This window comes from Pannonibacter sp. CBAS1226 (assembly GCF_055685825.1).
The window spans coordinates 1-22,626 of sequence record NZ_JBVOUO010000009.1; the positions used below are offsets into that span (position 1 = coordinate 1).

21 protein-coding genes are annotated in these 22,626 nt (G+C 64.6%); 13 read left to right on the plus strand and 8 right to left on the minus strand.

What is annotated here, in order from left to right; all coding sequences use genetic code 11:
- The first annotated feature begins 347 nt into the window (after positions 1-347).
- The 3 genes from hisS to hisG are packed head-to-tail and all read left to right on the plus strand — an operon-like array spanning position 348 to position 4,028.
- Entirely contained in the window at positions 348-1,883 is a 1,536-nt protein-coding gene (gene hisS, locus AC0CMF_RS20600) for a histidine--tRNA ligase (RefSeq protein WP_374629770.1), read from the plus strand.
- Between the two features lie 10 nt (positions 1,884-1,893).
- Positions 1,894-3,063 (plus strand): ATP phosphoribosyltransferase regulatory subunit, encoded by a 1,170-nt coding sequence (locus tag AC0CMF_RS20605; RefSeq protein WP_197717576.1) that lies wholly within the window; start codon positions 1,894-1,896, stop codon positions 3,061-3,063.
- Positions 3,060-4,028 (plus strand): ATP phosphoribosyltransferase, encoded by a 969-nt coding sequence (gene hisG, locus AC0CMF_RS20610; protein ID WP_374629768.1) that lies wholly within the window; start codon positions 3,060-3,062, stop codon positions 4,026-4,028. Before AC0CMF_RS20605 ends, hisG begins: the two co-directional genes overlap by 4 nt.
- A 147-nt stretch (positions 4,029-4,175) precedes the next feature.
- Here the strand turns inward: hisG and AC0CMF_RS20615 are convergent, their stop codons facing one another.
- A complete protein-coding gene (locus AC0CMF_RS20615) occupies positions 4,176-4,814 on the minus strand; it encodes a DNA-3-methyladenine glycosylase I (RefSeq protein ID WP_374629767.1) in 639 nt (212 codons plus the stop codon).
- Positions 4,815-4,933: 119 nt separating this feature from the next.
- The gene (locus AC0CMF_RS20620; protein WP_374629766.1) at positions 4,934-5,668 is read right to left on the minus strand and encodes a protein phosphatase CheZ; all 735 of its coding nucleotides are present in this window, start codon (positions 5,666-5,668) and stop codon (positions 4,934-4,936) included.
- A 235-nt stretch (positions 5,669-5,903) separates the two neighbouring features.
- Between AC0CMF_RS20620 and AC0CMF_RS20625 the strand changes: the two genes are divergently transcribed.
- The 3 genes from AC0CMF_RS20625 (at position 5,904) to clcA (ending at position 8,981) form a co-directional block, all read left to right on the plus strand.
- Positions 5,904-6,626 (plus strand): DUF2927 domain-containing protein, encoded by a 723-nt coding sequence (locus AC0CMF_RS20625; protein ID WP_058900507.1) that lies wholly within the window; start codon positions 5,904-5,906, stop codon positions 6,624-6,626.
- A 188-nt stretch (positions 6,627-6,814) separates the two neighbouring features.
- The gene (locus AC0CMF_RS20630; RefSeq protein ID WP_374629765.1) at positions 6,815-7,555 is read left to right on the plus strand and encodes a L,D-transpeptidase; all 741 of its coding nucleotides are present in this window, start codon (positions 6,815-6,817) and stop codon (positions 7,553-7,555) included.
- Positions 7,556-7,592: 37 nt separating this feature from the next.
- Positions 7,593-8,981 carry a H(+)/Cl(-) exchange transporter ClcA gene (gene clcA, locus AC0CMF_RS20635; protein WP_374629764.1) on the plus strand — a complete coding sequence of 463 codons (1,389 nt, stop codon included), beginning with the start codon at positions 7,593-7,595 and terminating at the stop codon, positions 8,979-8,981.
- 109 nt (positions 8,982-9,090) lie between these two features.
- Here the strand turns inward: clcA and glcF are convergent, their stop codons facing one another.
- From glcF to AC0CMF_RS20650, 3 genes are read right to left on the minus strand one after another with little or no spacing between them, the layout of a single operon-like run.
- A complete protein-coding gene (gene glcF / locus AC0CMF_RS20640; protein ID WP_374629763.1) occupies positions 9,091-10,422 on the minus strand; it encodes a glycolate oxidase subunit GlcF in 1,332 nt (443 codons plus the stop codon).
- A 21-nt stretch (positions 10,423-10,443) separates the two neighbouring features.
- Positions 10,444-11,712 (minus strand): glycolate oxidase subunit GlcE, encoded by a 1,269-nt coding sequence (gene glcE, locus AC0CMF_RS20645; protein WP_374629762.1) that lies wholly within the window; start codon positions 11,710-11,712, stop codon positions 10,444-10,446.
- Between the two features lie 13 nt (positions 11,713-11,725).
- Positions 11,726-13,222, minus strand: coding sequence for an FAD-linked oxidase C-terminal domain-containing protein (locus AC0CMF_RS20650; protein WP_374629761.1), 1,497 nt, complete (start codon positions 13,220-13,222; stop codon positions 11,726-11,728).
- Between the two features lie 182 nt (positions 13,223-13,404).
- Here AC0CMF_RS20650 and AC0CMF_RS20655 point away from each other — a divergent pair, with 182 nt between their 5' ends.
- Positions 13,405-14,346 carry a LysR family transcriptional regulator gene (locus AC0CMF_RS20655; RefSeq protein WP_119396599.1) on the plus strand — a complete coding sequence of 314 codons (942 nt, stop codon included), beginning with the start codon at positions 13,405-13,407 and terminating at the stop codon, positions 14,344-14,346.
- A gap of 109 nt (positions 14,347-14,455) precedes the next feature.
- A complete protein-coding gene (locus tag AC0CMF_RS20660; protein ID WP_050472042.1) occupies positions 14,456-14,851 on the plus strand; it encodes a c-type cytochrome in 396 nt (131 codons plus the stop codon).
- A 246-nt stretch (positions 14,852-15,097) separates the two neighbouring features.
- Here AC0CMF_RS20660 and AC0CMF_RS20665 read toward each other — a convergent pair whose 3' ends face one another.
- Positions 15,098-16,420 (minus strand): DUF3422 family protein, encoded by a 1,323-nt coding sequence (locus tag AC0CMF_RS20665; protein ID WP_050472043.1) that lies wholly within the window; start codon positions 16,418-16,420, stop codon positions 15,098-15,100.
- 166 nt (positions 16,421-16,586) lie between these two features.
- On the opposite strand from AC0CMF_RS20665, the gene AC0CMF_RS20670 reads away from it, so the two are divergent.
- Positions 16,587-17,414, plus strand: a complete 828-nt coding sequence (locus tag AC0CMF_RS20670; RefSeq protein WP_374629760.1) for a FadR/GntR family transcriptional regulator — start codon at positions 16,587-16,589, stop codon at positions 17,412-17,414.
- Positions 17,415-17,457: 43 nt separating this feature from the next.
- Positions 17,458-18,621, plus strand: a complete 1,164-nt coding sequence (locus AC0CMF_RS20675; protein WP_374629759.1) for an alpha-hydroxy acid oxidase — start codon at positions 17,458-17,460, stop codon at positions 18,619-18,621.
- Positions 18,622-18,640: 19 nt separating this feature from the next.
- Here the strand turns inward: AC0CMF_RS20675 and AC0CMF_RS20680 are convergent, their stop codons facing one another.
- Positions 18,641-19,342: a type 1 glutamine amidotransferase gene (locus AC0CMF_RS20680; protein WP_374629758.1), complete on the minus strand. Its 702-nt coding sequence runs from the start codon at positions 19,340-19,342 to the stop codon at positions 18,641-18,643.
- 111 nt (positions 19,343-19,453) lie between these two features.
- Here AC0CMF_RS20680 and AC0CMF_RS20685 point away from each other — a divergent pair, with 111 nt between their 5' ends.
- Both AC0CMF_RS20685 and AC0CMF_RS20690 read left to right on the plus strand, forming a co-directional pair.
- Entirely contained in the window at positions 19,454-20,059 is a 606-nt protein-coding gene (locus tag AC0CMF_RS20685; RefSeq protein ID WP_374629757.1) for a hypothetical protein, read from the plus strand.
- A gap of 118 nt (positions 20,060-20,177) precedes the next feature.
- Entirely contained in the window at positions 20,178-21,095 is a 918-nt protein-coding gene (locus AC0CMF_RS20690) for a DMT family transporter (protein ID WP_050472048.1), read from the plus strand.
- 9 nt (positions 21,096-21,104) lie between these two features.
- On the opposite strand, the gene AC0CMF_RS20695 is transcribed toward AC0CMF_RS20690, so the two are convergent.
- The gene (locus tag AC0CMF_RS20695) at positions 21,105-21,980 is read right to left on the minus strand and encodes a LysR substrate-binding domain-containing protein (protein WP_050472049.1); all 876 of its coding nucleotides are present in this window, start codon (positions 21,978-21,980) and stop codon (positions 21,105-21,107) included.
- A gap of 233 nt (positions 21,981-22,213) precedes the next feature.
- Here AC0CMF_RS20695 and AC0CMF_RS20700 point away from each other — a divergent pair, with 233 nt between their 5' ends.
- Positions 22,214-22,546 (plus strand): DUF1127 domain-containing protein, encoded by a 333-nt coding sequence (locus AC0CMF_RS20700; RefSeq protein ID WP_094462366.1) that lies wholly within the window; start codon positions 22,214-22,216, stop codon positions 22,544-22,546.
- The last annotated feature ends 80 nt before the right edge of the window (positions 22,547-22,626 follow it).

Below are 22,626 nucleotides of genomic sequence, written 5' to 3' on the forward strand. Positions count from 1 at the left end.
TCCCCACGAGGGGGAGGGGTAAGGGGAGACCCTGTCACAGAGCAGATGCATCACTGCGGACGATGTCCGAACCTGATATGTGAATCCGGTAGCCTCAAGGGGGAGGGGAACTGAACCGCCGTGCTGTGCAGGGCAAACAGCCTTTTTCCCCTGCCATCCATTTCAAACGCCGCCCACCACAGGAATAGGGCGTGCAGCCTGAAAACAGGCACCGCCCGCCTCCCCGCCCAATGCCTTGCCCGGCGGGCTGGTTTCGTCTAGGAAACAGCCAGCCGTTTCAGGGGCATGAAAGCCGCTGGACATGACCGCAAGCCTGTTGCACAGCATCCCGGAAAGCAGCCTGTTCCATGTCAAATCCGAAGACCCAGAAACTGAAGGCGCGGCTGCCGCGCGGCTTTGTTGACCGTTCGGCAGCGGATATCCGCGCCACGGAAGAAATGGTCGCGAAGATCAAGGCGGTCTACGAGCTTTACGGGTTTGATCCGGTCGAGACGCCGATGTTCGAATACACCGACTGCCTCGGCAAGTTCCTGCCCGATACGGACCGGCCGAATGCGGGCGTCTTCTCCGTGCAGGATGACGACGAGCAGTGGCTGAGCCTGCGCTATGACCTGACGGCCCCGCTCGCGCGCCATGTCGCCGAGCACATCAACGAGATCCAGCTGCCGTTCCGCAGCTACCGGGCGGGCTGGGTGTTCCGCAACGAAAAGCCCGGCCCCGGCCGCTTCCGCCAATTCATGCAGTTCGACGCCGACAGCGTTGGCGCACCGGGCGTCGGGGCGGACGCGGAAATGTGCATGATGTTCGCCGACACGCTGGAGGCCCTTGGGCTGAAGGGCCAGTATGTGGTGCGCGTCAACAACCGCAAGGTTCTGGACGGTGTGCTCGAAGCCATCGGCCTTGGCGGCGAGACGGATGGCGAACAGCGCCTGACCGTGCTGCGCGCCATGGACAAGTTCGACAAGTTCGGCAGCGAAGGCGTGCGCCTGCTGCTGGGCGCCGGGCGCAAGGACGAGAGCGGCGACTTCACCAAGGGCGCCGGGCTTGCGGATGCTGCCATCGCCGCCATCCTCGAAATTCTGGAAGGCGGTTCGCTGGAAGCCCTGCTCGCTGATGGCGAGGACCTCGCCTTCAAGACCCCGGCTCTGGCGGCCCTGCCCTTCAATGCCGCGCTGCACGATGGCTTCTCGGAGCTGCGCGCCATCTCCGGCCTCGTCCGCGCTGCGGGCTATGGTGCCGAGCGCATCAAGATCGACACCTCCGTCGTGCGCGGCCTCGAATATTACACCGGCCCCGTCTATGAGGCGGAACTGCTGTTCCCCGTCACCAATGAAAAGGGTGAGGTGGTGCAGTTCGGCTCCGTTGGCGGCGGCGGGCGTTATGATGGTCTGGTGAAGCGCTTCACCGGCCGCGATGTTCCGGCCACGGGCTTTTCCATCGGCGTGTCGCGCCTGATGAGCGCGCTGAAGAACCTCGGCAAACTGGAAGGCAGCGAGACACTGCCGCCGGTTCTCGTCACCGTCATGGACGGCGATGCAGACGCCATGGCCAGCTATCAGGCCATGACCCAGCAGCTGCGGCAGGCAGGCATCCGCGCCGAGATGTATCAGGGCAACTGGAAGAAGTTCGGCAACCAGCTGAAATATGCCGACAAGCGCGGCTGTCCGCTGGCCATCATTCAAGGTTCCGATGAGCGCGCCAATGGCGAAATCCAGATCAAGGACCTGATCGAGGGCAAGCGTCTTTCAGGTGAAATAACCGACAATGTAACATGGCGCGAAAGCCGCCCGGCCCAGGTGACGGTGGCAGCAGGCGAGCTGGTGGAAACCGTGAAGCGCATGCTGGCCGGGCAGGCCGAAGACCGCGCCCGCGCGGCAAGCTGAGGACAGGACGATGACGGGAAGCACCGCAGCAAACGGATCAGGGGCTGATGCCGGCACCGCACGGCTGGCCGCAACCGCACTGGCGCGGCTGCAGGCCGCCGGGCATACGCGCATCGACCCGCCGATCCTGCAGCCTGCGGACACGTTTCTGGATCTGGTGGGCGAGGACATCCGCCGCCGCCTGTTCCTGACAAACGGTGCCGATGGGCCGGAGCTGTGCCTGCGCCCGGATTTCACCATTCCCGTTTGCCGCCAGCACCTCGAAAGCGAACCGGCCAACCGGCGCGATGACTATTGCTACGCGGGCCCCGTGTTCCGCCAGCGCCCCGGCGGCATTGGCGAAATCCCGCAAGTGGGTGCCGAAAGCCTTGGCCGCTCCGACCGGGAACAGGCGGATGCCGCCATGCTGGCGCTGGCGACCGGCGTGCTGGCCGACCTTGGCATCAGCGATCCGGTGATCCGCATCGGCGACGAAACGCTCTTCACCGCCGTTCTTGCCGGGCTGAACCTGCCCGTGGTGTGGCAACGCCGCCTGCGCGGCCTGTTTGGTGAGACGGCCCGGCTGGACGCGGCCATCGCCCGCATGGGCGGCGAAGGCGTGCAGGATGACAGCGCCACCCGCCTCGGCTTCCTCGCCGCACTCGACGGCGCCAATCATGAAGCCGCGCAGCAGGTGGTCACCGATCTTCTGTCCATCGCCGGCATCACCGCCGTGGCCGGGCGCAGCGCCAGCGAGATTGCCGAGCGCTTTCTGGAGCAGGCCGCCCTTGCCAACGGCTCGGGCGCCAATGCCGGTGCGGCGGCCACCTTGCGCGACTATCTTGCCATCAAGGGCCAGCCGGATGTGGCGCTTGGCGAGCTGAAGGCCTTCGCCAGCCGTCATGGCCTGGACCTTTCCGGCCCGCTGGCGGCCTTCGAGGCCCGGCTTGCGGCCATCAACGCCCACGGCCTTGCCGCCTCGCGCATGCAGTTTGCCGCTGATTTCGGCCGCCGCCTCGACTATTATACCGGCTTCGTCTTCGAGATGACCGCTGCAGGCCATGACCTGCCGGGGCAGATCGTCGGCGGCGGGCGCTATGACAAGCTGCTGCGCCTGCTGGGCGCCCCGCACGAGGTGCCCGCCGTCGGCTTCTCGCTGTGGCTGGACCGGCTGCAGACCGTTGTGGAGGCTCGCGCATGACCCGTCTGATCATCGGCATTCCCTCCAAGGGCCGCCTGCAGGAAAAGACCTCCGAGTTCTTCGCCGCCAGCGGCTTGCGCATCGTCCAGCCGGGCGGCGACCGCAATTACCGCGGCGCCATCAAGGGGCTGGAGGATGCGGAAATCGCCTTCCTCTCCGCTTCCGAAATCGCCCGCGAACTGGCGGAAGGCACCATCCACTTCGGCATCACCGGGCTGGATCTGGTGCATGAAAGCATCGCCGCGCCGGAGCGCCTCGTGCATGTCGTCACCCCGCTCGGCTTCGGCCCGGCGGATGTTGTCGTCGCCGTGCCCAAGGCCTGGATCGACGTGGAGACCATGGCCGACCTTGGCGATGTGGCCTCCGACTTCCGCGCCCGCCATGGCCGCAGCCTGCGGGTGGCGACCAAATATGTGAACCTGACCCGCGCCTTCTTCGCCCGTCAGGGCATCGCCGATTACCGCATCGTTGAAAGCGCCGGCGCCACGGAAGGCGCGCCAGCGGCCGGCTCTGCGGAACTCATCGTCGATATCACCACCACCGGCTCGACGCTGGAAGCCAACGCGCTGAAGATCCTGAAAGACGGCGTCATCCTGAAGAGCCAGGCCCATCTGGTCGCTTCGCTGAAGGCGGACTGGAGCGGCACGGCACTGGGAGCAGCCCGCACCATTCTGGACCGGGTGGCGGCTGAAGAAACCGCAAGGGGCCTGCGCATCGTCCGGGCGCTCGTCACCGATCCGCGCGGCGCGGTGAAGGCCGTGCTGCCGCTGGGGGCTGAACTGGCCTTCGGCCATCCGACCGACGAAACGGTTCTCGCCCTGCTCTGCCCCAAGGATCAGGTGGCCGACTGTGCGCAGAAGCTGATCGAGCATGGCGCCCAGACGGTCAGCGTCGAGACGCCGGACTACATCTTCCGCAGCACCAACCGCCTGTTCGATCCGCTGGCGGAAAAGGTGAGACCCTGAAAAATGGCCGCCTTGCGGGCTAGAGAGCGCAAGGCGGCCAGTCTCATCGGGGGAAGACCGGTGCGCCGCGCGGGGGGTTGCGGCACCGGCAACCGCTTCTGCAACAGCTTCACAGTATGAGATGTACGCTGAAAGCTGCCCGGCGGATCAGGCTGGCATGGCAACCGGCCGCGCGAATGTGGCACGGTGTGCTTCCAGCGGCGCACGGCGGCAGCAGCCTTCGAGGTGATCGTTCACAAGGCCCATCGCCTGCATGAAGGCATAGACGGTGGTTGGCCCGACAAAACTCCAGCCGCGCTTCTTGAGATCCTTGGACAGGGCCACACTTTCCGCTGACTGGGTGATCTGCGACAGCGTCGCCCGGTCACAGCGCAAGGGACGCGCCTCCGGCTTCGGCTCGAAACGCCAGAAATAGGCGGCAAGGGAACCGAATTCGGACTTCAGCTCGATGGCGCGCCGGGCGTTGTTGATCGTGGAGACGATCTTGCCACGGTGGCGCACGATCCCGGTGTCGGCAAGGCAGCGGGCAATGTCCTCATCGCCGAACTCCGCCACCTTGTTGAAATCAAACCCGGCAAAAGCCGCGCGGAAGCCTTCACGCTTGCGCAGGATCGTCAGCCAGGACAGGCCGGACTGGAAGCCTTCGAGGCAGATCTTCTCGAACAGGCGGTGATCATCCGTGACGGGCCAGCCCCATTCCTCATCGTGATAGATGCGGTAATCCTCCAGCCCGCCATACCACTTGCAGCGGTGCTGGCCATCCGGCCCCTCGATCAGACCATCCATTCCTGCCTCCCGCATCTGGGATTTTTGTTCTTTTTTTGTTCTATATGCTTTTCATCCGCGCCGCAAACAGAAAAGCCGGCGCGAAGGCCGGCTTTGTGATCTTGTGAAGCCCGGAAGGATCAGGCGAACAGGGCGTCGATGTCGTCCTGGGTGGCCACATCCATGTCGGACTTGAGCGAGGGGCCGTTGAGTAGAGCGGCGTCGCCCTCGGCCTGCGCCCGCATCTTGACCTCAAGATCGTTGAAGCTCTCGATACCGCCCCAGATGTTCATCATGTCGATGATGCGCTCTTCAATGAAGCGCAGGGTATTGATGACCTTGGTGATGCGCTGGCCGGTCAGATCCTGGAAGTTACAGGCTTCAAAAATCAGGATGACCTTTTCCTGGATATCCTGCGCCATTTCACGGTCATGGCCGCTCACGCGGGCCGACAGGGTGTTGGCGGTCTCGTCGATGAACTCGGCAGCGGACAGAATGCTTTCCGTGGCACCCTCGGTGCCCTCGACAACGGCATCCAGCTCGTTGGAAACGCGCGCCATCTCCTCACCTTCCGACCCGGTGGTGTGGTGCAGGGCTGCGATTTCCTTCTTCGTGGCGTTGATCGCCTCATAGATCGCGTCAAGTTCAGCCTTCAGCTTGGCAGCTTCATTGAGTTCCTTGCGGAACTCCTTCAGCACCTGATCGCTGATGGTTTTGCTGTCTGCAGGCTCGTTGCCCTGCACGAGCGACTTGAGCGCCCGAATCTCCGCCATCAGTTCCTGATGGCGGTATTCCTCCAGTCTTTCTGGCTGCGCTGCAGCCGTCGCATCACGGAAAAGACTTTCAACCCGGAATGCACGTTTTGCCGCCGCCATAACTGCTCCTGCCATCACGCAAATACTGTAGGAGATTGCCCATCCTGGGGCTGATTTATATCCGCCGATGTTTAAGGAAATGTTCCCGGGTTCCGTTGAAACGCGCAGATGATACGGATTCAGGCCATTGATGCGATTTTGGTTTTCAAGCTGTGGCGCAAACGATTAAAGTCCGCCGGCGTGGATGGTTAACGCCGCGTCAGGAAGGTCCCGCAGCCCGGTGAAGCAGTTTCAGATGCCGCGCATTTCCATCACATGTCTTGCCCTTCTGCTTGCCGGCAGCCTCGCCGGCAAGGCAGTGGCGCAGCCGGATACCTTCACCACAGAGGAACTTGTGACCGGCTTCAACGCGACCGTCTTCGGCCTCGAATACCGCACCTGGAGCTGGCAGCCCTACCTGGTGAAGAAATTCGCCAAACCCGTCCGTTTCCGCATCTTCAGCCTGTCGCACAAGGACCGCCGGGCCGAAGTCGAGGCCTTCATTGCCGAAATGGACCGCAAGATCGCAGGCATTTCGATCCAGGTGGCCAGCGCCACCGAAGAGCCGAACTTTGACGTCTACATCGTTGACCGGCACCAGTATGAGGACGTGGTGCGCCAGTCGGTCTACAAGGACATGACTGCCGATGCGCCGGGCCGCTGCCTTGTGCGGGTGGAGTCCGGGCGCCGGGGCATCAAGAACTCCCGCGCCGTCATTGTTTCCGATGAGGGCGACTTCCTGTTCCGCCGCTGTCTGGTGGAAGAGCTGCTGCAGGGGCTCGGCCCCATGAATGATGATGACCGGCTTGTGCATTCGGTCTTCAACGACAGCTCACGCCACAACCGCTTCACCGTTTTCGACCAGCTTATCCTGAACATGCTCTATGACCCGCGCATCAAGCCCGGCATGTCCCCTTCCGAGGCAGAGAAGGTGCTGCCGGTGGTCGTGCGGGACGCCCGGCGGCGGATCCAGCCCTGAGCCATCAGGCCCCTCGCATCCGGCCGGGTAACCAGCCGTTCACCATATCCGCAAACCGTTCCTTTACCTTGATTCCAGATTGCCGGACTGGTTGGCGCGCCGTTCACCCTTTCCACGCGGTCAGATACCTAAAATTTGAACGAATGCCGGTCTCCGGCTTGAAGGCTATCTGTTTGCGAGTAACGCCAATGAAGCGGATACGGACCCTGACTGCCGCCGGGCTTCTCAGTGCCCTTGCACTGGTGCCCGCGGCCACACCAAGCGCCATGGCCCAGAGTGCCGGCCGTGCCACCCCGCCGCCGGTGATCCTGAGCCCGGATCTGGCAGAACCCTGGCTGCTGCAGCTGCGCCCCCACGGCATTCAGCCGCCAAGGCCGCAGCCGCCGCAGCAGAGCTGGTTCTCCTTCAGCAGCAGGCAGCCTGCCCCCGTGCAGCTGGCCCATACCGAGCCTGCCCGCAAGGCACCGCAGGCCACCCGCCAGATCGACCCGAAATTCCTGCCTGCCGTGGTGGACTACACCGGCCCCCACAAGCCGGGCACGATCGTGGTGGATACCAACACCCGCTATCTCTATCTGGTGCAGGCGGGCGGGACAGCACGCCGCTATGGCATCGGCGTCGGCAAGCCGGGCTTTGAGTGGGCCGGCACCCACAAGGTCACCCGCAAGGCGGAATGGCCGGACTGGCGCCCGCCAGCTTCCATGCGCAAGCGCCGCCCGGAACTGCCCACCTTCATGGCGGGCGGGCCAAACAACCCGCTGGGCGCCCGGGCGCTCTATCTGGGCTCTTCGCTCTACCGCATTCACGGCTCGAACGAGCCCTGGAGCATCGGCCATGCGGTGTCCTCCGGCTGTATCCGCATGCGCAACGAGGACGTGACCGACCTTTACGAGCGCGTCGGCGTCGGTGCGACGGTGATCGTCATCTGATCTGGCGGCGCGGCCCCGGGAACGGGGCTGCTGCCGTTTGACGCGAAAGATCCCGGCCATGTTCCCCTTCTCCAGATCCCGGCGCTCTGCCGCTCCCCATGCGGGCGCGGTCTATCTGCTGGCAGCCGTTGCTGCGGGCATCTCCGGCGGGCTGGCTGGCACGGCCTTTCATCTCGGCGTGGATGCCCTCTCCAGCCTGTACCGCGATCTGCGCCTGGCGGTGACGGCCCCGCTGCTCTCGGGCCTCATGACGGCCGCCATCTCCGCCCTTGCCGCACTCCTTGCCGCCCTGATCGTGCGCCGCATCGCGCCGGAAGCTGCGGGCAGCGGCATTCAGGAAGTGGAAGGGGCCATGGAGGGCTTGCGGCCCATGCGCTGGCTCCGGGTTCTCGTGGCGAAGTTTACCGGCGGGCTGCTGGCGCTGTCCTCCGGGCTCGTTCTCGGGCGGGAAGGCCCGACGATCCACATGTCGGCCGCCGCCGCTGCCGGCATTTCGCAAGGCCTCGGCTTTACCGCAGATGACCGGCGCGGATTGCTCGCAGCAGGTGCGGCGGCCGGTCTTGCTGCGGCCTTCTCGGCCCCACTCGCAGCCATCCTCTTCATTGTGGAAGAAACCCGCCGCCAGTTCCCCTATGGCTACCGCACCTATATGGGGGTGATCCTCGCCAGCATCGCCAGCGGCCTCACGGTGGAAGGCCTTCTGGGCACCCGCCCGGCGCTGGAGATCGAAACCGGCGCTCTCCCCGTCCTGAGCTTTCCCCTGTTCATCCTGCTCGGCGCGCTGCTGGGTGCGCTTGGCACCGGCTTCAACAGCGCCGTCCTCGCCAGTCTCGATGCCATCCAGAAACTGCCGAAACGGCTCTGGTGGCTGCCGCCTGTTGCTGCGGGCGGCCTGACCGGCGCCCTGCTGATTGCCTTTCCGCTTGCAACGGGAGGCGGTGACCAGCTGGTCAGCTTCGTCACGGCCGATCATCTGGGCCTTGGCCTGCTTCTGCTGCTGACAGCGCTGCGTTTTGCCGGGGCGCTGGTGTCCTACAGCATCGGTGTGCCGGGGGGCATCTTCGCGCCGATGCTCTCCATCGCCACCTGTGCGGGCCTTGCCTTCGGCGTTGTGGCAAGCCTGCTGCTTCCCGGCGCGGACCTTCCGGTGCAGGCCTTTGCCATTGCCGCGATGGGCGGTTTCTTTGCCGCATCTGTGCGGGCGCCGCTGGTGGCTGTCGTCCTTGTTCTGGAGCTGACGGGCGCCTATCCGCTGCTGCTGCCGGTGCTCGTCACCTGCGCTGCCGCAACGCTCGCCGCCCATGCACTGAACGGGCGGCCGATCTATGAAATGCTGCTGGAACGCACGCTCCGCCTTGCAGGCGAGACGCCGCCGCCAGCGGAGAAGGACCGCACGCCCATCCAGCTCGGCCTTCCGGGAAGCTGAGCCGACTCATACCAAGGCTTTCGATGCTGACGCATCATGCCTTGAAATTGCTCAGGCGCCGCACGGGCTTGACCAACTCTCGATGAGTCAAGCTCATCGAGAGTTGGTATCAGTGCGTGGCTGCTGCCGCCTTTTCCTGCAGCACTTCCGGACAGGGCCCGCCATAGGCCCAGTCCAGCAATTCCGCCGTATGCACCACAGGGATATCGATCCCGGTTCCGATCTGCGTCATGCAGCCGATATTGCCGGTAGCCACCAGATCCGGCACCGTCTTGCGGATGTTGGCGACCTTGCGGTCCCTGAGGCGCGTGGCGATTTCGGGCTGGAGAATGTTGTAGGTGCCGGCCGAACCGCAGCACAGATGCCCCTCCGGCACATCCTTCACGGTGAAGCCTGCAGCCTTCAGCAGATCCTTCGGCTGGCGGGTGATCTTCTGCCCGTGCTGCATGGAACAGGCGGAGTGATAGGCGATGGTCAGCCCGCCGGGCCGCACCGGCGCGCCAAGATCGAGGCCGGTCAGGAACTCGGTAATGTCCTTGGCGAGGCCGGACACCTGCGCCGCCCGCTCCGCATAGGCCGGATCATTGCGCAGCATGAAGCCATAGTCCTTGATCGTCGTGCCGCAGCCGGAAGCGGTGATGAGGATGGCGTCGAGCCCCTCGCCGTCTGCCTCGCGCATCCACACATCCACATTGCGCCGGGCGTTGGCGATCGCATCCTCCTCCCGGCCCATGTGGTGCACCAGCGCGCCGCAGCAGCCTTCGCCCTTGGGCAGCACCACCTCATATCCGGCCCGCGTCAGCAGGCGGATGGTGGCATCGTTGATGGACGGGGCCAGCACCGGCTGGGCGCAGCCGTTCAACAGGGCAACCCGGCCCTTCTTCGCCGCCGCCTGCGGCAGGAAGTTGCCCGGCGCCTCATAAAGACCACGCCCCGGCGCCTTGGCCGGAGCGAGCGACAGCATCGCGCCCAGCTTGGCAAAGGGTCCGCCCAGCGCCTTGAAGGCGCCTGCCAGCGGGCGGCCCATATAGGCCCCCACCAGCGCCAGCCGGAAGCGGCCAGGATAGGGCAGGACAGCGGCCAGCAGCGAGCGGATCAGCCGGTCAGCCAGCGGGCGCCGCCAGGTCTGCTCGATATGGGCACGGGCATGGTCCACCAGATGCATGTAATTCACGCCAGACGGACAGGTGGTCATGCAGGAGAGGCACGACAGGCAGCGGTCCACGTGGCGCACGATCTGCTCATCCGCCGGACGGCCGTTTTCCAGCATGTCCTTGATCATGTAGATGCGCCCGCGCGGACTATCCAGCTCATCCCCCAGCAGGGTGAAGGTGGGGCAAGTGGCCGTGCAGAAGCCGCAATGCACGCATTTGCGCAGAATCTTCTCCGATTCGGCCACATGCGGATCTGCGAGCTGTTCGGCGGTGAAATTCGTCTGCATGCGTCACCTGAGGGTCAAGGGTCACAGATCCGGCGCGATACGGCCGGGATTGAGAATGCCTTTGGGGTCGAACTGGGCCTTGAGCCGGCGCGACAGCGCCGCAAGCGCAGGCTCCTGCGGCTCGAACACAGGCACGCTGGAGCGCGCGCCCGCATCCGCCCGCACCAGCATGGCATGGCCGCCGCCGTGGTCCGCCAGAGCGTCACGGATGGGCACGTCATGCAGATTGCCATCCAGGCACTGCAGCCAGACCAGCCCGCCGCTCCAGTCATAGAAGGCTTCCACCGGAATGCTCTGCTTCAGGCTGGCGAGATATCTTGACCCCGAAGCTGGCGGCAGCGACACGCGCCAGACCGGCAGGCTGCCGCCCGCAAAAGGCTGGCAATCGCGGATCGCGGCCCAGGCGGCACGGGAGGCTGAATCCTCCAGCCGCTCCACGGCAGCCCCGCCCGGCAGGACCTCAGCCAGCAGGCGGGACAGCGCGGCAAAACGGTAATCGACAGAGGGGCCGAAGCCCTCCAGCCGGATCAGCGTCACCGCCCGGCCCCGGTCCTGTCCGGCAAGGCCAAGCCTTGCAAACAGCCCCTCGGGCAGATGCGCCGCCGCCGACACTTCGGCAGGCGTTCCCATCGCCCGGCAGAGGGCGGCAACTGCCGTGGCATCGTCCAGTCCCTCGATCAGCAGGCTCACGCTGATTTCCGCCCGTGGATTGACCTTGAGCGTCAGTTCGGTGGACAGCGCCAGCGTGCCCCAGGAGCCGCAGAGCGCACGCGGCAGATCGTAACCCGTGACGTTCTTCACCACCTTGCCGCCGGCCCGGAAGATCTCGCCGCGCCCGGAGACAGCCTCCAGCCCCAGCACGTGATCACGGGCAGCGCCCGCCTTGATGCGGCGGGGGCCGGAGAGATTGGCAGCCAGTGCTCCGCCCAGGGTCCCTTGCGCGGAAACGCCGCCCAGCAGCGGGCCATAATCCATGGGCTCGAAAGAGAGCTCCTGCCCGGCGGCGGCCACCGCCGCCTCGATCTCCGCCAGCGGCGTGCCCGCCAGCGCTGTCAGCACCAGTTCGGCGGGCTCATAGACGAGGACGCCGGACAGGGCTGACAGGTCGGCCACAAGTCCAGCCTGCACCGGGCGGCCCAGCGCGCGCTTGGAGCCCTGCCCGATGATTTCAAGCGGCAGATCCTCCGCAGCCGCGTGGGCCACAAGATCGCGTAATTCTCCCGCATTGCGCGGCCGCACGGCCTTCAGCGCTGCGGCACCGGGAGCCAAGGTGGTCTGGTCTGGGGTCATCTGTTCCACCTGCTCAGAAACGCGGAATGTCCGGGAAGGGCATCTGCCCCTTGTGCACATGCATGCGGCCAAGCTCGGCGCAACGGTGCAACACGGGGAAGACCTTGCCGGGATTGAGAAGCTGGCGCTCGTCAAAGGCGCATTTGACCCTCTGCTGCTGGCGCAGGTCATCCTCGGAGAACATCTCCGGCATCAGGTCGCGTTTTTCGATGCCGACGCCATGCTCGCCGGTCAGCACGCCCCCCACCTCGACGCAAAGCCGCAGGATGTCGGCGCCGAAGGCCTCGGCAGCCTCCAGTTCGCCCGGCAGATTGGCATCATAAAGGATCAGCGGATGCAGGTTGCCGTCTCCGGCGTGGAACACGTTGGCGACCCTGAGCCCATGCTTCTCCGACAGCGCCCGCATGCCGGCCAGCACACGCGGCAGCTCGCGCCGGGGAATGGTGCCGTCCATGCACAGATAGTCCGGCGAAATGCGCCCCACCGCCGGGAAAGCCGCCTTGCGCCCGGCCCAGAACACCATCCGCTCCTCTTCGCTCGTCGAAACGCGCAGATAGCCGGAGTTGTTGGCGCGGGCGATTTCCTCCACGCGGGCCAGCAGATAGTCCACCTCCGCCTCGGGGCCGTCCAGTTCCACGATCAGCAGCGCCTCGGCCTCGCGCGGATAGCCGGCATGGACGAAATCCTCCGCCGCTTCCAGCGCCAGCTTGTCCATCATCTCCAGCCCGCCGGGGATAATGCCGGCGGCGATGATATCGGCCACGCAGCGCCCGGCATCTTCGGTAGCAGAGAAGCCGACCAGCGCGGCACGGGCCGTTTCCGGCTTCTGCAGGATGCGAACGGTCACTTCGGTCACCACGCCCAGCAGCCCTTCGGAGCCTGTCATCATGGCCAGAAAATCATAGCCTTCCGCATCCAGATGCTTGCCGCCAAGCCGGATGACCTCACCCGTCACCAGCACCATTTCGAGACCAAGCACGTTGTTGGTGGTGAGGCCATATTTCAGGCTGTGCACGCCGCCGGAATTCTCCGCGATGTTGCCGCCGATGGAACAGGCGATCTGCGAGGACGGGTCCGGCGCGTAATAGAAGCCCTCGTGCTCCACGGCGCGGGTGATGCCAAGGTTGGTCACGCCGGGCTGGACAGTGACGGCACGGTTGGGAAAGTCGATATCGAGGATGCGGTTGAACTTCATCATCGACATCAGCACGCCATCGGCCACCGGCAGCGCACCGCCGGAGAGCGAGGTGCCGGCGCCGCGCGGCACCACCTTGACGCCGTTGTCATAGCAGTAGCGCAGGACGGCCGCGACCTGCTCCACCGTTTCCGGCAGCACGACGATCAGCGGCATCTGGCGGTAGGCGGTCAGCGCATCGGTCTCATAGGGGCGCATGCCGGTGTCATCGGCAATCACACCCTCTCCCGGCACGATGGCCTGAAGCGCGGAAACGATCTCCGCCCGGCGCGCCAGAACGGCGCCATCCGGCTGCGGCATGGCAAGTCCGGCCATTTTCTCTCCTCTCCGGCAAAAATGTGATCCATTCTTGCCCTCCTGCCCGTAAGACAGCAAACGGACCGGCTCCACCGCCCCGGAAATGCCTTCTGTCAGCCTTACGGAAAGGCAGTCTGGCAAAAAACCGGCGCAAGCGGAATATCCGGTCCCTTACTAGCTCTCTTTCCGGCGGGAATAAAATGAGCAATCTGACCGATATGGAAATCTTCGCCCGGGTCGTCACAGCCGGCAGCATGTCGGCCGCAGGACGGGAGATGGGGCTTTCCCCTGCCGTCGTGTCGAAACGCATCCGCCGGCTGGAAGACAAGCTCGGCACCCGCCTTCTGCAACGCACCACCCGGCAGATTGCCCTCACAGAGGCCGGCCATGGCTTCTATGACCGGGTTCTCGCCATTCTTGCCTCGGTCGAGGAAGCCGAAACCTTTGTGACACGGGGATCGGCGCAGGCGCGCGGCACGCTGAAGGTCAGTGCGCCCACATCCTTCGGCCGCATGCACGTGGCGCCTTATCTCGCCCGTTTTCTCGAAGCCAATCCGGACCTTTATGTCAGCCTCGACCTGTCGGACGAGTTCGTCGACATCGTCGGTGACGGCTATGATCTCGCCATCCGCATTGCCGAACTGTCCGATTCCAGCCTTGTTGCCCGGCGCCTTGCGCCCGTGCACCGGGTGCTCTGTGCCTCTCCCTCCTATATCGAGCGGCATGGCGAGCCGAAGAGCATCGATGATCTCGTCGAGAACCACGTCCGGGTTGCTGCTGCCGCGCAGGATCCCTGGCGGCTGATGGGGCCGCGTGGCCTGGAAATCGTCAAGACGGACGCTCCCTTGCGCACCAATTCCAGCGAGGTGGTGCGCGAAGCGGTGCTGGCCGGCGTCGGCATTGCGCTGCGCTCCACCTGGGACGTGGGGCCGGAACTGCGCGAGGGCAAGCTGCAGATCGTCCTGCCCCAATACCGCGCCTCCAAGGACGTGGGCCTGCATGCGGTCTATCCCACCCGGCGCTTCCTGCCGGCCAAGGTGCGGGTTTTCATCGACTTTCTGGCCCAGCTCTACGGCCCGCAGCCCTATTGGGACGAGGGCCTGTCCGGCTGGCTCGGCAGCATGGAACGCGCGGCGGGCTGACGGCGTAGCTCTGCGTATGAGCCACAGTGACGCACCCGCTTGCAGCTTGAAAAGAGTAGAATATCTTCTCTGTGACCGGCTTGGCGGCCGTGACTGAGGGAGAAACGCGATGAAATATGTAGTGCTTGCTGCAGCCATGCTGGCTGCTGCGGCGACTGGGGCACGTGCAGACGGCGATGCCGCTGCGGGCGAAAAGGTCTTCAAGAAGTGCATGGCCTGCCATGAAGTTGGCGCGAGTGCCAAGAACAAGGTCGGGCCGGAACTGAACGGCATCGTCGGGCGCCCGGTCGCCGCGATTGCCGAGTTCAAATACTCTCCGGCCATGACCGAGTTCGGTGCCGGTGGCAAGGTGTGGGACGCAGAGACCCTGCACACCTATCTGGCCAACCCGAAAGGTTTGATCCCAAAGACGAAGATGGCTTTTGCCGGTCTCAAGAAGGATCAGGAAGTCCTCGACGTGATCGCCTACATGAACCAGTTCAACGAGGACGGTTCAACCAAGTGATCCGTATCTGCGGACTTGAAAGGCCGGGCCCAGCGCCCGGCCTTTTGCGTTTTCATGAAGATATTTTTCAGTAAAAATCCGATACTTTCGTCATGCCATGGCTCGACCATGGCATCCATGCCGATACACAACAACTAACTCGGCACATGATATAACATCTTTACTTGTAAGCAACGGGATGGATGCCATGATCAAGTCATGGCATGACGGTATTGTTGTTTTGAGCGCACTGCTTCACCCACCCCCTCAATGCGGCTCCCCTGTATCCGTGTGATGCGCCCGGATGCGGCGGACGGTCCACCAGACAGCGAGCAGCACCAGCGGCACCGACATCCCCGAGACCAGTCCCGGGTCGGGCATGGGCACACCCGCTTCCTTCAGACCCTTGGCGAGATAGCCCACAAGCCCCACCACATAATAGCTGACGGCGGCCACCGAGAGCCCCTCCACCGTCTGTTGCAGGCGCAGTTGCAGCCGGGCGCGGCGGTTCATGGAATCGAGCAGATCCCGGTTCTGGCGTTCCATGTCCACATCCACCCGCGTGCGCAGCAGCGTCGTGGCGCGGGCAAGTTTGCGTGACAGGTTGATCTGCCGGTTCTCCACCGACTCGATGGTGCGCATGGCCGGGGCAATCCGGCGTGCGAGAAAGGAAGCCAGCCCGAGATAGCCAGGAACCGGGGCTTCCTCGATGGTCTCCAGCCGTGCCTTGAGAATGCTGTGATAGGCACGGCTCGCCCCGAAGCGGTAGGCGCTGGCGGCCGCGCCCGCCTCCAGATCCGCCGCCAGATCGGAGAGACGCTCCAGCAGGTGGCGGTTGCTGTCCATGTCCGACGCCCCGCGCATCTCCCCGGTCAGCTGCACAAGCTCCTCCTCGATCCGCCGGACATCCGGCGAGAGCTCCGTGGCCATGGGCAGGCCAAGCAGTGCGAGCGTGCGGTAGGTTTCCACCTCGATGAGACGCTGCGCCAGCGCGCCGGTCTGGCTGGGCGCCATGCCCCTGTCGATGAGCAGAATACGCGTTAGCCCCTCGCCGTCCTGCCGGAAATCCGTCATGGCGACGGCCCGCCCCTCCTCGGATTGGAGAGCGGCCAGGCTTGCCCGGTCGAACCACCGGGCCAGCGCAGCCTCGTCGTGACCATTTTCCGGCACGACATCCAGCCTTGCCGCCACCAGCATCGGCCCCGGAGCCCGGAAGCCCGATCCGAAGGGATGACCGGCGGGAATCCGCCCGAAGGGATGCCCGCCATCCGGTGCCACGTCAAAGGTGTAGGTGATGAATTCCGAATGCTGCTCCCAGCGCAGGGAGCCACCCGCCATCGGCAGAACATGCGAGCGGTCGCTCTCCCCCGGCCCCTTGACGCCCTGGCTGCGGCAGAGATCGGCAAACCAGATCCGGTCATCCCGGATGGCCTGAGAATCACAGGTGAAGGCGTAATGCAGCAGGATGCGCGGGCTTTCCAGCGCGCGGAACGGGCGGGCATGAAGCTCGCCCAGCACGGCCGCCCTCAGGTGATGCTTGCCGAATGGCAGCAAGCCACCGGTCTGCTGCGTGTTTGCGTCCGCGTTCATTCTTGCCCCCGTCTTCCTGCCTCAAAGTGGCGCAGGATCCTCGCATCTGTCATGCGCAAAATTGCGACGGAGGCAAGCTGCGACACAATGTAAGGGCTCATGCAAAGGTAGAACTTGCAATTGGACAAAAAATTTGACCAATTATCGCAAGAGAAAGGGGTGCCGCATGTTCGCCAAGGTCAATCATGCCCGTACCGCCGATGCCGTGGTGGATCAGATCGAGCTTCTGATCCTCAATGGCGTGCTGCGCCCGGCCGACCGGCTGCCGCCCGAGCGGGAGCTGGTGGATCTGGTGGATGTGTCGCGGCCGATCCTGCGTGAGGCCCTGAAGACGCTGGAAGAGCGCGGGCTTGTGGTGAGCCGCCAGGGCGGCGGCACCTATGTGGCCGACCTGACCGGTTCGGTGTTTTCTGAAGCGCTGGTGGATCTCATCGCCCGCCATCCTGCCGCCATTGAGGACTATCTCGACTTCCGCAGCGACATTGAAGGCCTTGCAGCAGCCAAGGCAGCGGCAAGGTCTACCGCTGCCGATCACGCCCTGCTGACGCGCATTGTCGAAGCCATGGCCGCTGCCTTCGAGGCGGAAGACCATGAGGCCGAGGCGCGGCTTGACGTGGAGTTTCATCAGGCGATCGGTGAAGCTGCCCATAACATGATCCTGCTGCACACGCTCAGGGCCTGCTACCGCCTGCTGGAAACCGGCGTCTACTTCAGCCAGCAAAAGCTCTTCCGCCATCCCGGCGCCCGCGAGGCGCTGCTGGACCAGCACCGGACCATCCTCGCCAAAGTGACCGCCGGCGACAGCGAAGGCGCGCGGCAGGCCGCAGAAGCACACATTGCCTTTGTGCGCCGCGCGCTGACGGAGGCCGGGCAGGAAGGCGCCCGCAGCGCCCTGTCGAACCTCAGGCTTGATCAGCGCATTGCCAGCCTGCCGAAACCCCGGCGCGCCAAGGCCAAATCATCAGCCAAACCGGCGGCCGCCCGCCAGACGTGAAACCCGGACCGCAGTCCCGCCACCTTGGGAAGGATCTGAAAGCATGCCCATCATTACCGAGATCGAAGACCTCAAGCGGCTGTACAAGCGCCGTGTGCCAAGGATGTTCTACGACTATGCGGAGACCGGCAGCTGGACCGGACAGACATTCCGCGAGAACTCCTCGGACTTTGACGAGATCCGCCTGCGCCAGCGTGTGGCTGTCGACATGGCAGGCCGCAGCACCGCATCGCAGATGGCTGGGCAGGACTGCACCATGCCCGTGGCGCTGGCCCCGGTCGGGCTCTGCGGCATGCAGTCTGCCGACGGCGAGATCAAGGCCGCGCGCGCGGCCGAAAAATTCGGTGTGCCCTTCACCCTGTCCACCATGTCGATCTGTTCCATCGAGGACGTGGCAGAGCACACCAGCAAGCCGTTCTGGTTTCAGGTCTATACCCTGAAGGACGACGATTTCATGCGCCGCCTGTTTGACCGCGCCAAGGCGGCCAAATGCTCGGCGCTGGTGATCACTGTCGATCTGCAGGTGCTGGGCCAGCGCCACAAGGATCTGAAGAACGGGCTCAGCGCCCCCCCGAAGCTGACGCCCTCCTCGATCCTGAACCTGGCCACCAAGGTGCCCTGGGGCCTGGAAATGCTGCAGACCAAACGGCGCTTCTTCGGCAACATCGTCGGCCATGCCAAGGGCGTGACCAATCCCTCCTCACTCAGCACCTGGACGGCGGAATCCTTCGACCCGTCGCTGGACTGGGACCGCATTCGCGAGTTCCGCAAGTGGTGGGACGGCCCGGTGATCCTCAAGGGCATTCTGGATGCGGAAGACGCGAAGAAGGCACTGGACGTGGGGGCCGATGCCATCGTCGTGTCCAACCACGGCGGCCGCCAGCTCGACGGCGCCCTCAGCTCCATCCGGACCCTGCCGAAGATCATGGATGCGGTGGGGAACAAGATCGAGGTCCATCTCGACAGCGGCATCCGCTCCGGTCAGGACGTGCTGAAGGCGCTGGCCCTCGGCGCCAAGGGCACCATGATCGGCCGCGCCTTTGTCTACGGTCTGGGCGCCATGGGCGAGGCCGGGGTGACGCGGGCCCTTGAGGTGATCCACAAGGAGCTGGACATCACCATGGCGCTTTGCGGCGAGCGCAACGTCAAGGATCTGGGCCGCCACAACCTGCTGCTGCCCGCAGACTTCGCCGACCGCTGGCGCTGACAGCCCGGCCGGGTCCGCCTCACCTGAGCAGGCGGACCCAGTTGGCGGCAAGGCGGGCGCCGGTGGCATCGGCACGGGGCGCGTGCCGGGCAATCTCGGCTTCCAGCCGCTGCGCCCAATCCGGAGTGTTCTCAGCTATCATGCCGGCGAAATCCCGCGACCAGCCGCGCACTTCGGGCTCGGCCGCCTCGAAATGGAACTGGATGCCATAGGTCGCCGCGCCCATGCGGAAGGCCTGATGACGTGTCTGGGCGCTTGTGGCCAGATGCACCGCGCCTTCGGGCAGATCAAACGTGTCATTGTGCCAGTGGAACAGCGGCGCACCCTCCCCCAGCGCCGACAGCACCGGATCCGCCTTGCCCGCATCGGTTGGCGTCACGTCATGCCAGCCGAACTCGATGGGCCTGCCGATGATGTTGCGCCCGCCGAAGGCCCGGGCAACGAGCTGCGAGCCAAGGCAGATGCCCAGCACCGGCCTCTGCTCCTCGTGAAAGTCGCGGATCAGATCACAGATCTGCGGTAAAAAGGGCGAGCCCTCGTCATCCAGCGCGTTCTGCCCGCCGCCAAAGACGGCAAGGCCGGAGAAACGCTCAGCGCGCTGCGGCACCGGTTCCCCCTCGAAGGCCTTCACCACGGTCACTTCGGCCCCCGCATCCTGAAGGGCGCGGCCAACCTGGCCGTGATGCGTGAGCGGATAGTTTTCGATGACAAGAACGTGCATGGGGTCTCCGGCAGATATCGGCAGCGCTGGCGAATGTGGCAGTATCGCTGTCTTAGTCAAGGGAAGACGGCGCACTGTCCGCAGCCCTCCCTTTGAATGGAGAACACGACAATGCCGTTGCAGAACCGGGTCTGGCCCGATGGAGAGCTCGTCTCTCACCCTTGCCGGGGCCTGCTGATGGGCAACCGGGGTGGCCAGATCCATGATCCGCAAACCCGGACGATCCGGCGGCAACAAGCCTCCCGGCGCTGGATCTGCTGCGTCCTCTCCTTCAAGAACCGCCGCCGTGAGGTGATGGGCAAAGGCTATACGGAATTGTTCTTCCTGGATGAGGTGACGGCTCTTGCCGCCGGGCACCGGCCCTGCTTTGAATGCAGACGGGTAGAGGCGCAAGCCTATGCCACGGCGGCGGCCCGGCATCTTGGCCTTGAGGCCGTGCCCGGCGCGGACTGGATGGACCGGCAGCTGGCACCCGAGCGCGGCCCGCGCTGGCAGGGCAAGCCTGCTGATGGCGCGGCTCTCACGTCCCTGCCGGATGGTACCATGCTGACGGACGGAGCCGGATTTCTCGCCCTCAAGTCAGGCCGCCTGCTGCGCTGGAGCCCGGACGGATATACGGCCACGAGCCCCCTCTCTTGCCTTCGTGTCATCACCCCGGCGCTGTCTCTAGCGGCCCTTTCTGGCGGATATCAGCCAATTTGGCATCACAGGACCTGAAGCTTCCCTCAGGTTCCATTCACAAACCAGATCGGTTGCTTCAACGACTATCATTTGAAATTCCCGCGTCTACGGCGCATTCTCCCGGCCCGGACACCCGGCAGAAGAGAGACATGAGATGACGATGGCTGAAAGCCGGATTGCCGCCCCCGCCTCCCCGCTGACCTCGAAGGACCTTGGCCTTTATGGCCTCACCGTCTTTTCCTGGGGCTTCAGCTGGATCGCCATGAAGGGGCAGGTGGCGAATGTGGCCCCCGAAGTTTCCGTCTTCTGGCGCTTCGTGCTCGCCGCATCGGTGATGCTGGGCTGGAGCCTGATCCGCAGGCAAAGGCTCGCCTTTCCGCTCCGCACCCATCTGCGCTTTGCCGCGCTCGGGCTCTTCATCTTCTCCACCAACTTCACCCTGTTCTATTACGGCGCCAAATATCTGCCCTCCGGCCTGCTGGCAGTGGTGTTCTCGCTGGCTTCCGTCTTCAATCTGATTCTCGGCGTGGTGCTGTTCCGGCAGAGGCCGAAGCTGATCATTCTGGGCGCCGGGCTCATCGGCTTTTCCGGTATTGCCCTGATGTTCTGGCCGCAGATTGCAGGGGCTGAACTGAACCTTGATGCGCTGAAGGGCCTTGCCCTGTGCACGGCTGGCACCCTGTCCTTCTGCCTCGGCAACATGGTGTCCTCGTCCAACCAGACGGCGGGCATCAGCATCACGTCGGCCACCACCTGGGGCATGATCTATGGCGCGGCGCTGCTCGGCACCTTCAGCCTGCTGCGCGGCGACAGTTTCGCGGTGGAGCCGACACTCACCTATCTCGGCAGCCTCGCCTATCTGTCGATCATCGCTTCCGTGCTGGCCTTTGCCTCCTACCTGACGCTGCTCGGCCGTATCGGTCCGGCGCGGGCGGGCTATTCCACGGTCATCTTCCCCGTGGTGGCGCTGACGGTTTCCACCATCTTTGAAGGCTATGTCTGGACCTTCGCTGCCCTGCTCGGCCTTGTCCTCGTCATCGCCGGCAATGTAATCATGCTGCGCAGCCGGTAATCGGCAGGCCTATTCCGCCGCCTGCGGCACCGACAGGTTGTCGAGAGACGAGATGATGTGTTCCACCAGCGCTTCCGTCACACGGGAATGCTGGTGCCAGGAGCGCATGACGGCAATTTCGCACTCCGGCAGCTTGGGAAAGCCATCAGCTTCCGCCAACACCCTCATGCCGGGACGCAGAGCCGATTCGGGCAGCACCGAGACTGCCAGACCCGCCAGAACGGCAGCACCGACGGCGGTGGAGTTCCAGCTGGAATAAAGCAGCCGGTGCTCCCGCCCGACCGAGCGCAGCGCCAGAAGCGCCGCACGCCGCCAGCCGCAGGTGGCACGGCCAAGCGCCAGCGGCAGCACGTCCTCATTCTCCACCGCATGGCGGGCTGACGTGACCCAGAGCAGCGGCTCGCGCCGGATCACCTCGTCGCGCTGGCCGCCGGGCTTTTCAACGTGGGTGATGATCGCCACATCCAGCTCATTGGCGACGACGAGATCGATGAGGTTGGCAGTCGGGGCACAGACCACGCTGACCTCCGCCTTGGGATTGGAGCGGGAGAACCGCGCCAGAATTTCCGGCAGGAAACGGTCGGCATAATCATCCGGCGTGCCCAGCCGCACCATGCCCTGCACTTCGGTTTCGTCGAAGGCGGCCAGCGTCTCGTCATTCAGCTGCACCAGACGGCGGGCATAGTGCAGCAGCTTCTCCCCCTCTTCGGTGAGACGCGACAGGCGCCCCTCGCGCATGAAGATGGGGCGGCCGATTCGCTCCTCCAGCCGCCGCATCTGCATGGACACGGCGGACTGGGTCTTGTGCACCATCTCCGCCGCGCGGGTGAAGCTGCCATATTCGGCGATGGCCACAAATGTGCGCAATTGATCGAGATCGAGCATCAAACCCTCGCCATACAGCCGCCGAAGACGCAGAAATACAGGACTTTTCCTGCATCCGCGGCCTTTCCATCACCAACATTGATCAAATCCATTAAAAACATTCGTTAGATAAATTCAAGCGGCTCTGACATGGTCCCTTTATCGGAAGAGCGTAAAACTACTGAGCTCGACCGGAAGAATATGACAGACCATGACGGGAGCGAAGCCTCCCGGAGACAAAGGAGTTTGACGCCATGTACGCCCCGCTCAAGACGCAGCTGATCCACCGCATCGCCGGTATCGCAGCGCGAGCATGGCGCGTGCTGCGTAACCGCCATCAGGCGGGCAAACTCAATGACCTCACAGATGCTCAGCTCGCGGATATCGGGCTGACAAGGGGGGATGTTCGCGAAGCACTTGCGGCGCCCTTCTTCCGTGATCCGTCGTTTGCCCTGACCAAGGCCTCCCGGAGCAATGCACATGCACCGCAGGCACAGGTTCCGGCCAGCATCGTGCTGATCCCGCAGCCTCAGAAGGCCGCACCGGTCTTTGCAGCATCCAACGCAGGCCCGCAAATGGCTGCCTGAGACTGATGGACGGGATCTCGCCTGCCGCCGTCCCCCCGCGCAGGCTTTGAGGTCCGGTCCATCGCCCTACCCCGTCGGCG

Bases quoted from the DNA above. Each gene is read 5' to 3' on its own strand.
- AC0CMF_RS20690 (WP_050472048.1), top strand. From the start codon at position 20,178: ATGACGATGGCTGAAAGCCGGATTGCCGCCCCCGCCTCCCCGCTGACC.
- glcF (WP_374629763.1), bottom strand. From the start codon at position 10,422: ATGCAGACGAATTTCACCGCCGAACAGCTCGCAGATCCGCATGTGGCC.
- AC0CMF_RS20675 (WP_374629759.1), top strand. From the start codon at position 17,458: ATGCCCATCATTACCGAGATCGAAGACCTCAAGCGGCTGTACAAGCGC.
- hisS (WP_374629770.1), top strand. From the start codon at position 348: ATGTCAAATCCGAAGACCCAGAAACTGAAGGCGCGGCTGCCGCGCGGC.
- AC0CMF_RS20605 (WP_197717576.1), top strand. From the start codon at position 1,894: ATGACGGGAAGCACCGCAGCAAACGGATCAGGGGCTGATGCCGGCACC.
- AC0CMF_RS20625 (WP_058900507.1), top strand. From the start codon at position 5,904: ATGCCGCGCATTTCCATCACATGTCTTGCCCTTCTGCTTGCCGGCAGC.
- AC0CMF_RS20670 (WP_374629760.1), top strand. From the start codon at position 16,587: ATGTTCGCCAAGGTCAATCATGCCCGTACCGCCGATGCCGTGGTGGAT.
- glcE (WP_374629762.1), bottom strand. From the start codon at position 11,712: ATGACCCCAGACCAGACCACCTTGGCTCCCGGTGCCGCAGCGCTGAAG.
- AC0CMF_RS20650 (WP_374629761.1), bottom strand. From the start codon at position 13,222: ATGGCCGGACTTGCCATGCCGCAGCCGGATGGCGCCGTTCTGGCGCGC.
- AC0CMF_RS20630 (WP_374629765.1), top strand. From the start codon at position 6,815: ATGAAGCGGATACGGACCCTGACTGCCGCCGGGCTTCTCAGTGCCCTT.
- AC0CMF_RS20665 (WP_050472043.1), bottom strand. From the start codon at position 16,420: ATGAACGCGGACGCAAACACGCAGCAGACCGGTGGCTTGCTGCCATTC.
- AC0CMF_RS20655 (WP_119396599.1), top strand. From the start codon at position 13,405: ATGAGCAATCTGACCGATATGGAAATCTTCGCCCGGGTCGTCACAGCC.
- AC0CMF_RS20620 (WP_374629766.1), bottom strand. From the start codon at position 5,668: ATGGCGGCGGCAAAACGTGCATTCCGGGTTGAAAGTCTTTTCCGTGAT.
- AC0CMF_RS20685 (WP_374629757.1), top strand. From the start codon at position 19,454: ATGCCGTTGCAGAACCGGGTCTGGCCCGATGGAGAGCTCGTCTCTCAC.
- AC0CMF_RS20615 (WP_374629767.1), bottom strand. From the start codon at position 4,814: ATGGATGGTCTGATCGAGGGGCCGGATGGCCAGCACCGCTGCAAGTGG.
- AC0CMF_RS20680 (WP_374629758.1), bottom strand. From the start codon at position 19,342: ATGCACGTTCTTGTCATCGAAAACTATCCGCTCACGCATCACGGCCAG.
- AC0CMF_RS20695 (WP_050472049.1), bottom strand. From the start codon at position 21,980: ATGCTCGATCTCGATCAATTGCGCACATTTGTGGCCATCGCCGAATAT.
- hisG (WP_374629768.1), top strand. From the start codon at position 3,060: ATGACCCGTCTGATCATCGGCATTCCCTCCAAGGGCCGCCTGCAGGAA.
- AC0CMF_RS20660 (WP_050472042.1), top strand. From the start codon at position 14,456: ATGAAATATGTAGTGCTTGCTGCAGCCATGCTGGCTGCTGCGGCGACT.
- AC0CMF_RS20700 (WP_094462366.1), top strand. From the start codon at position 22,214: ATGTACGCCCCGCTCAAGACGCAGCTGATCCACCGCATCGCCGGTATC.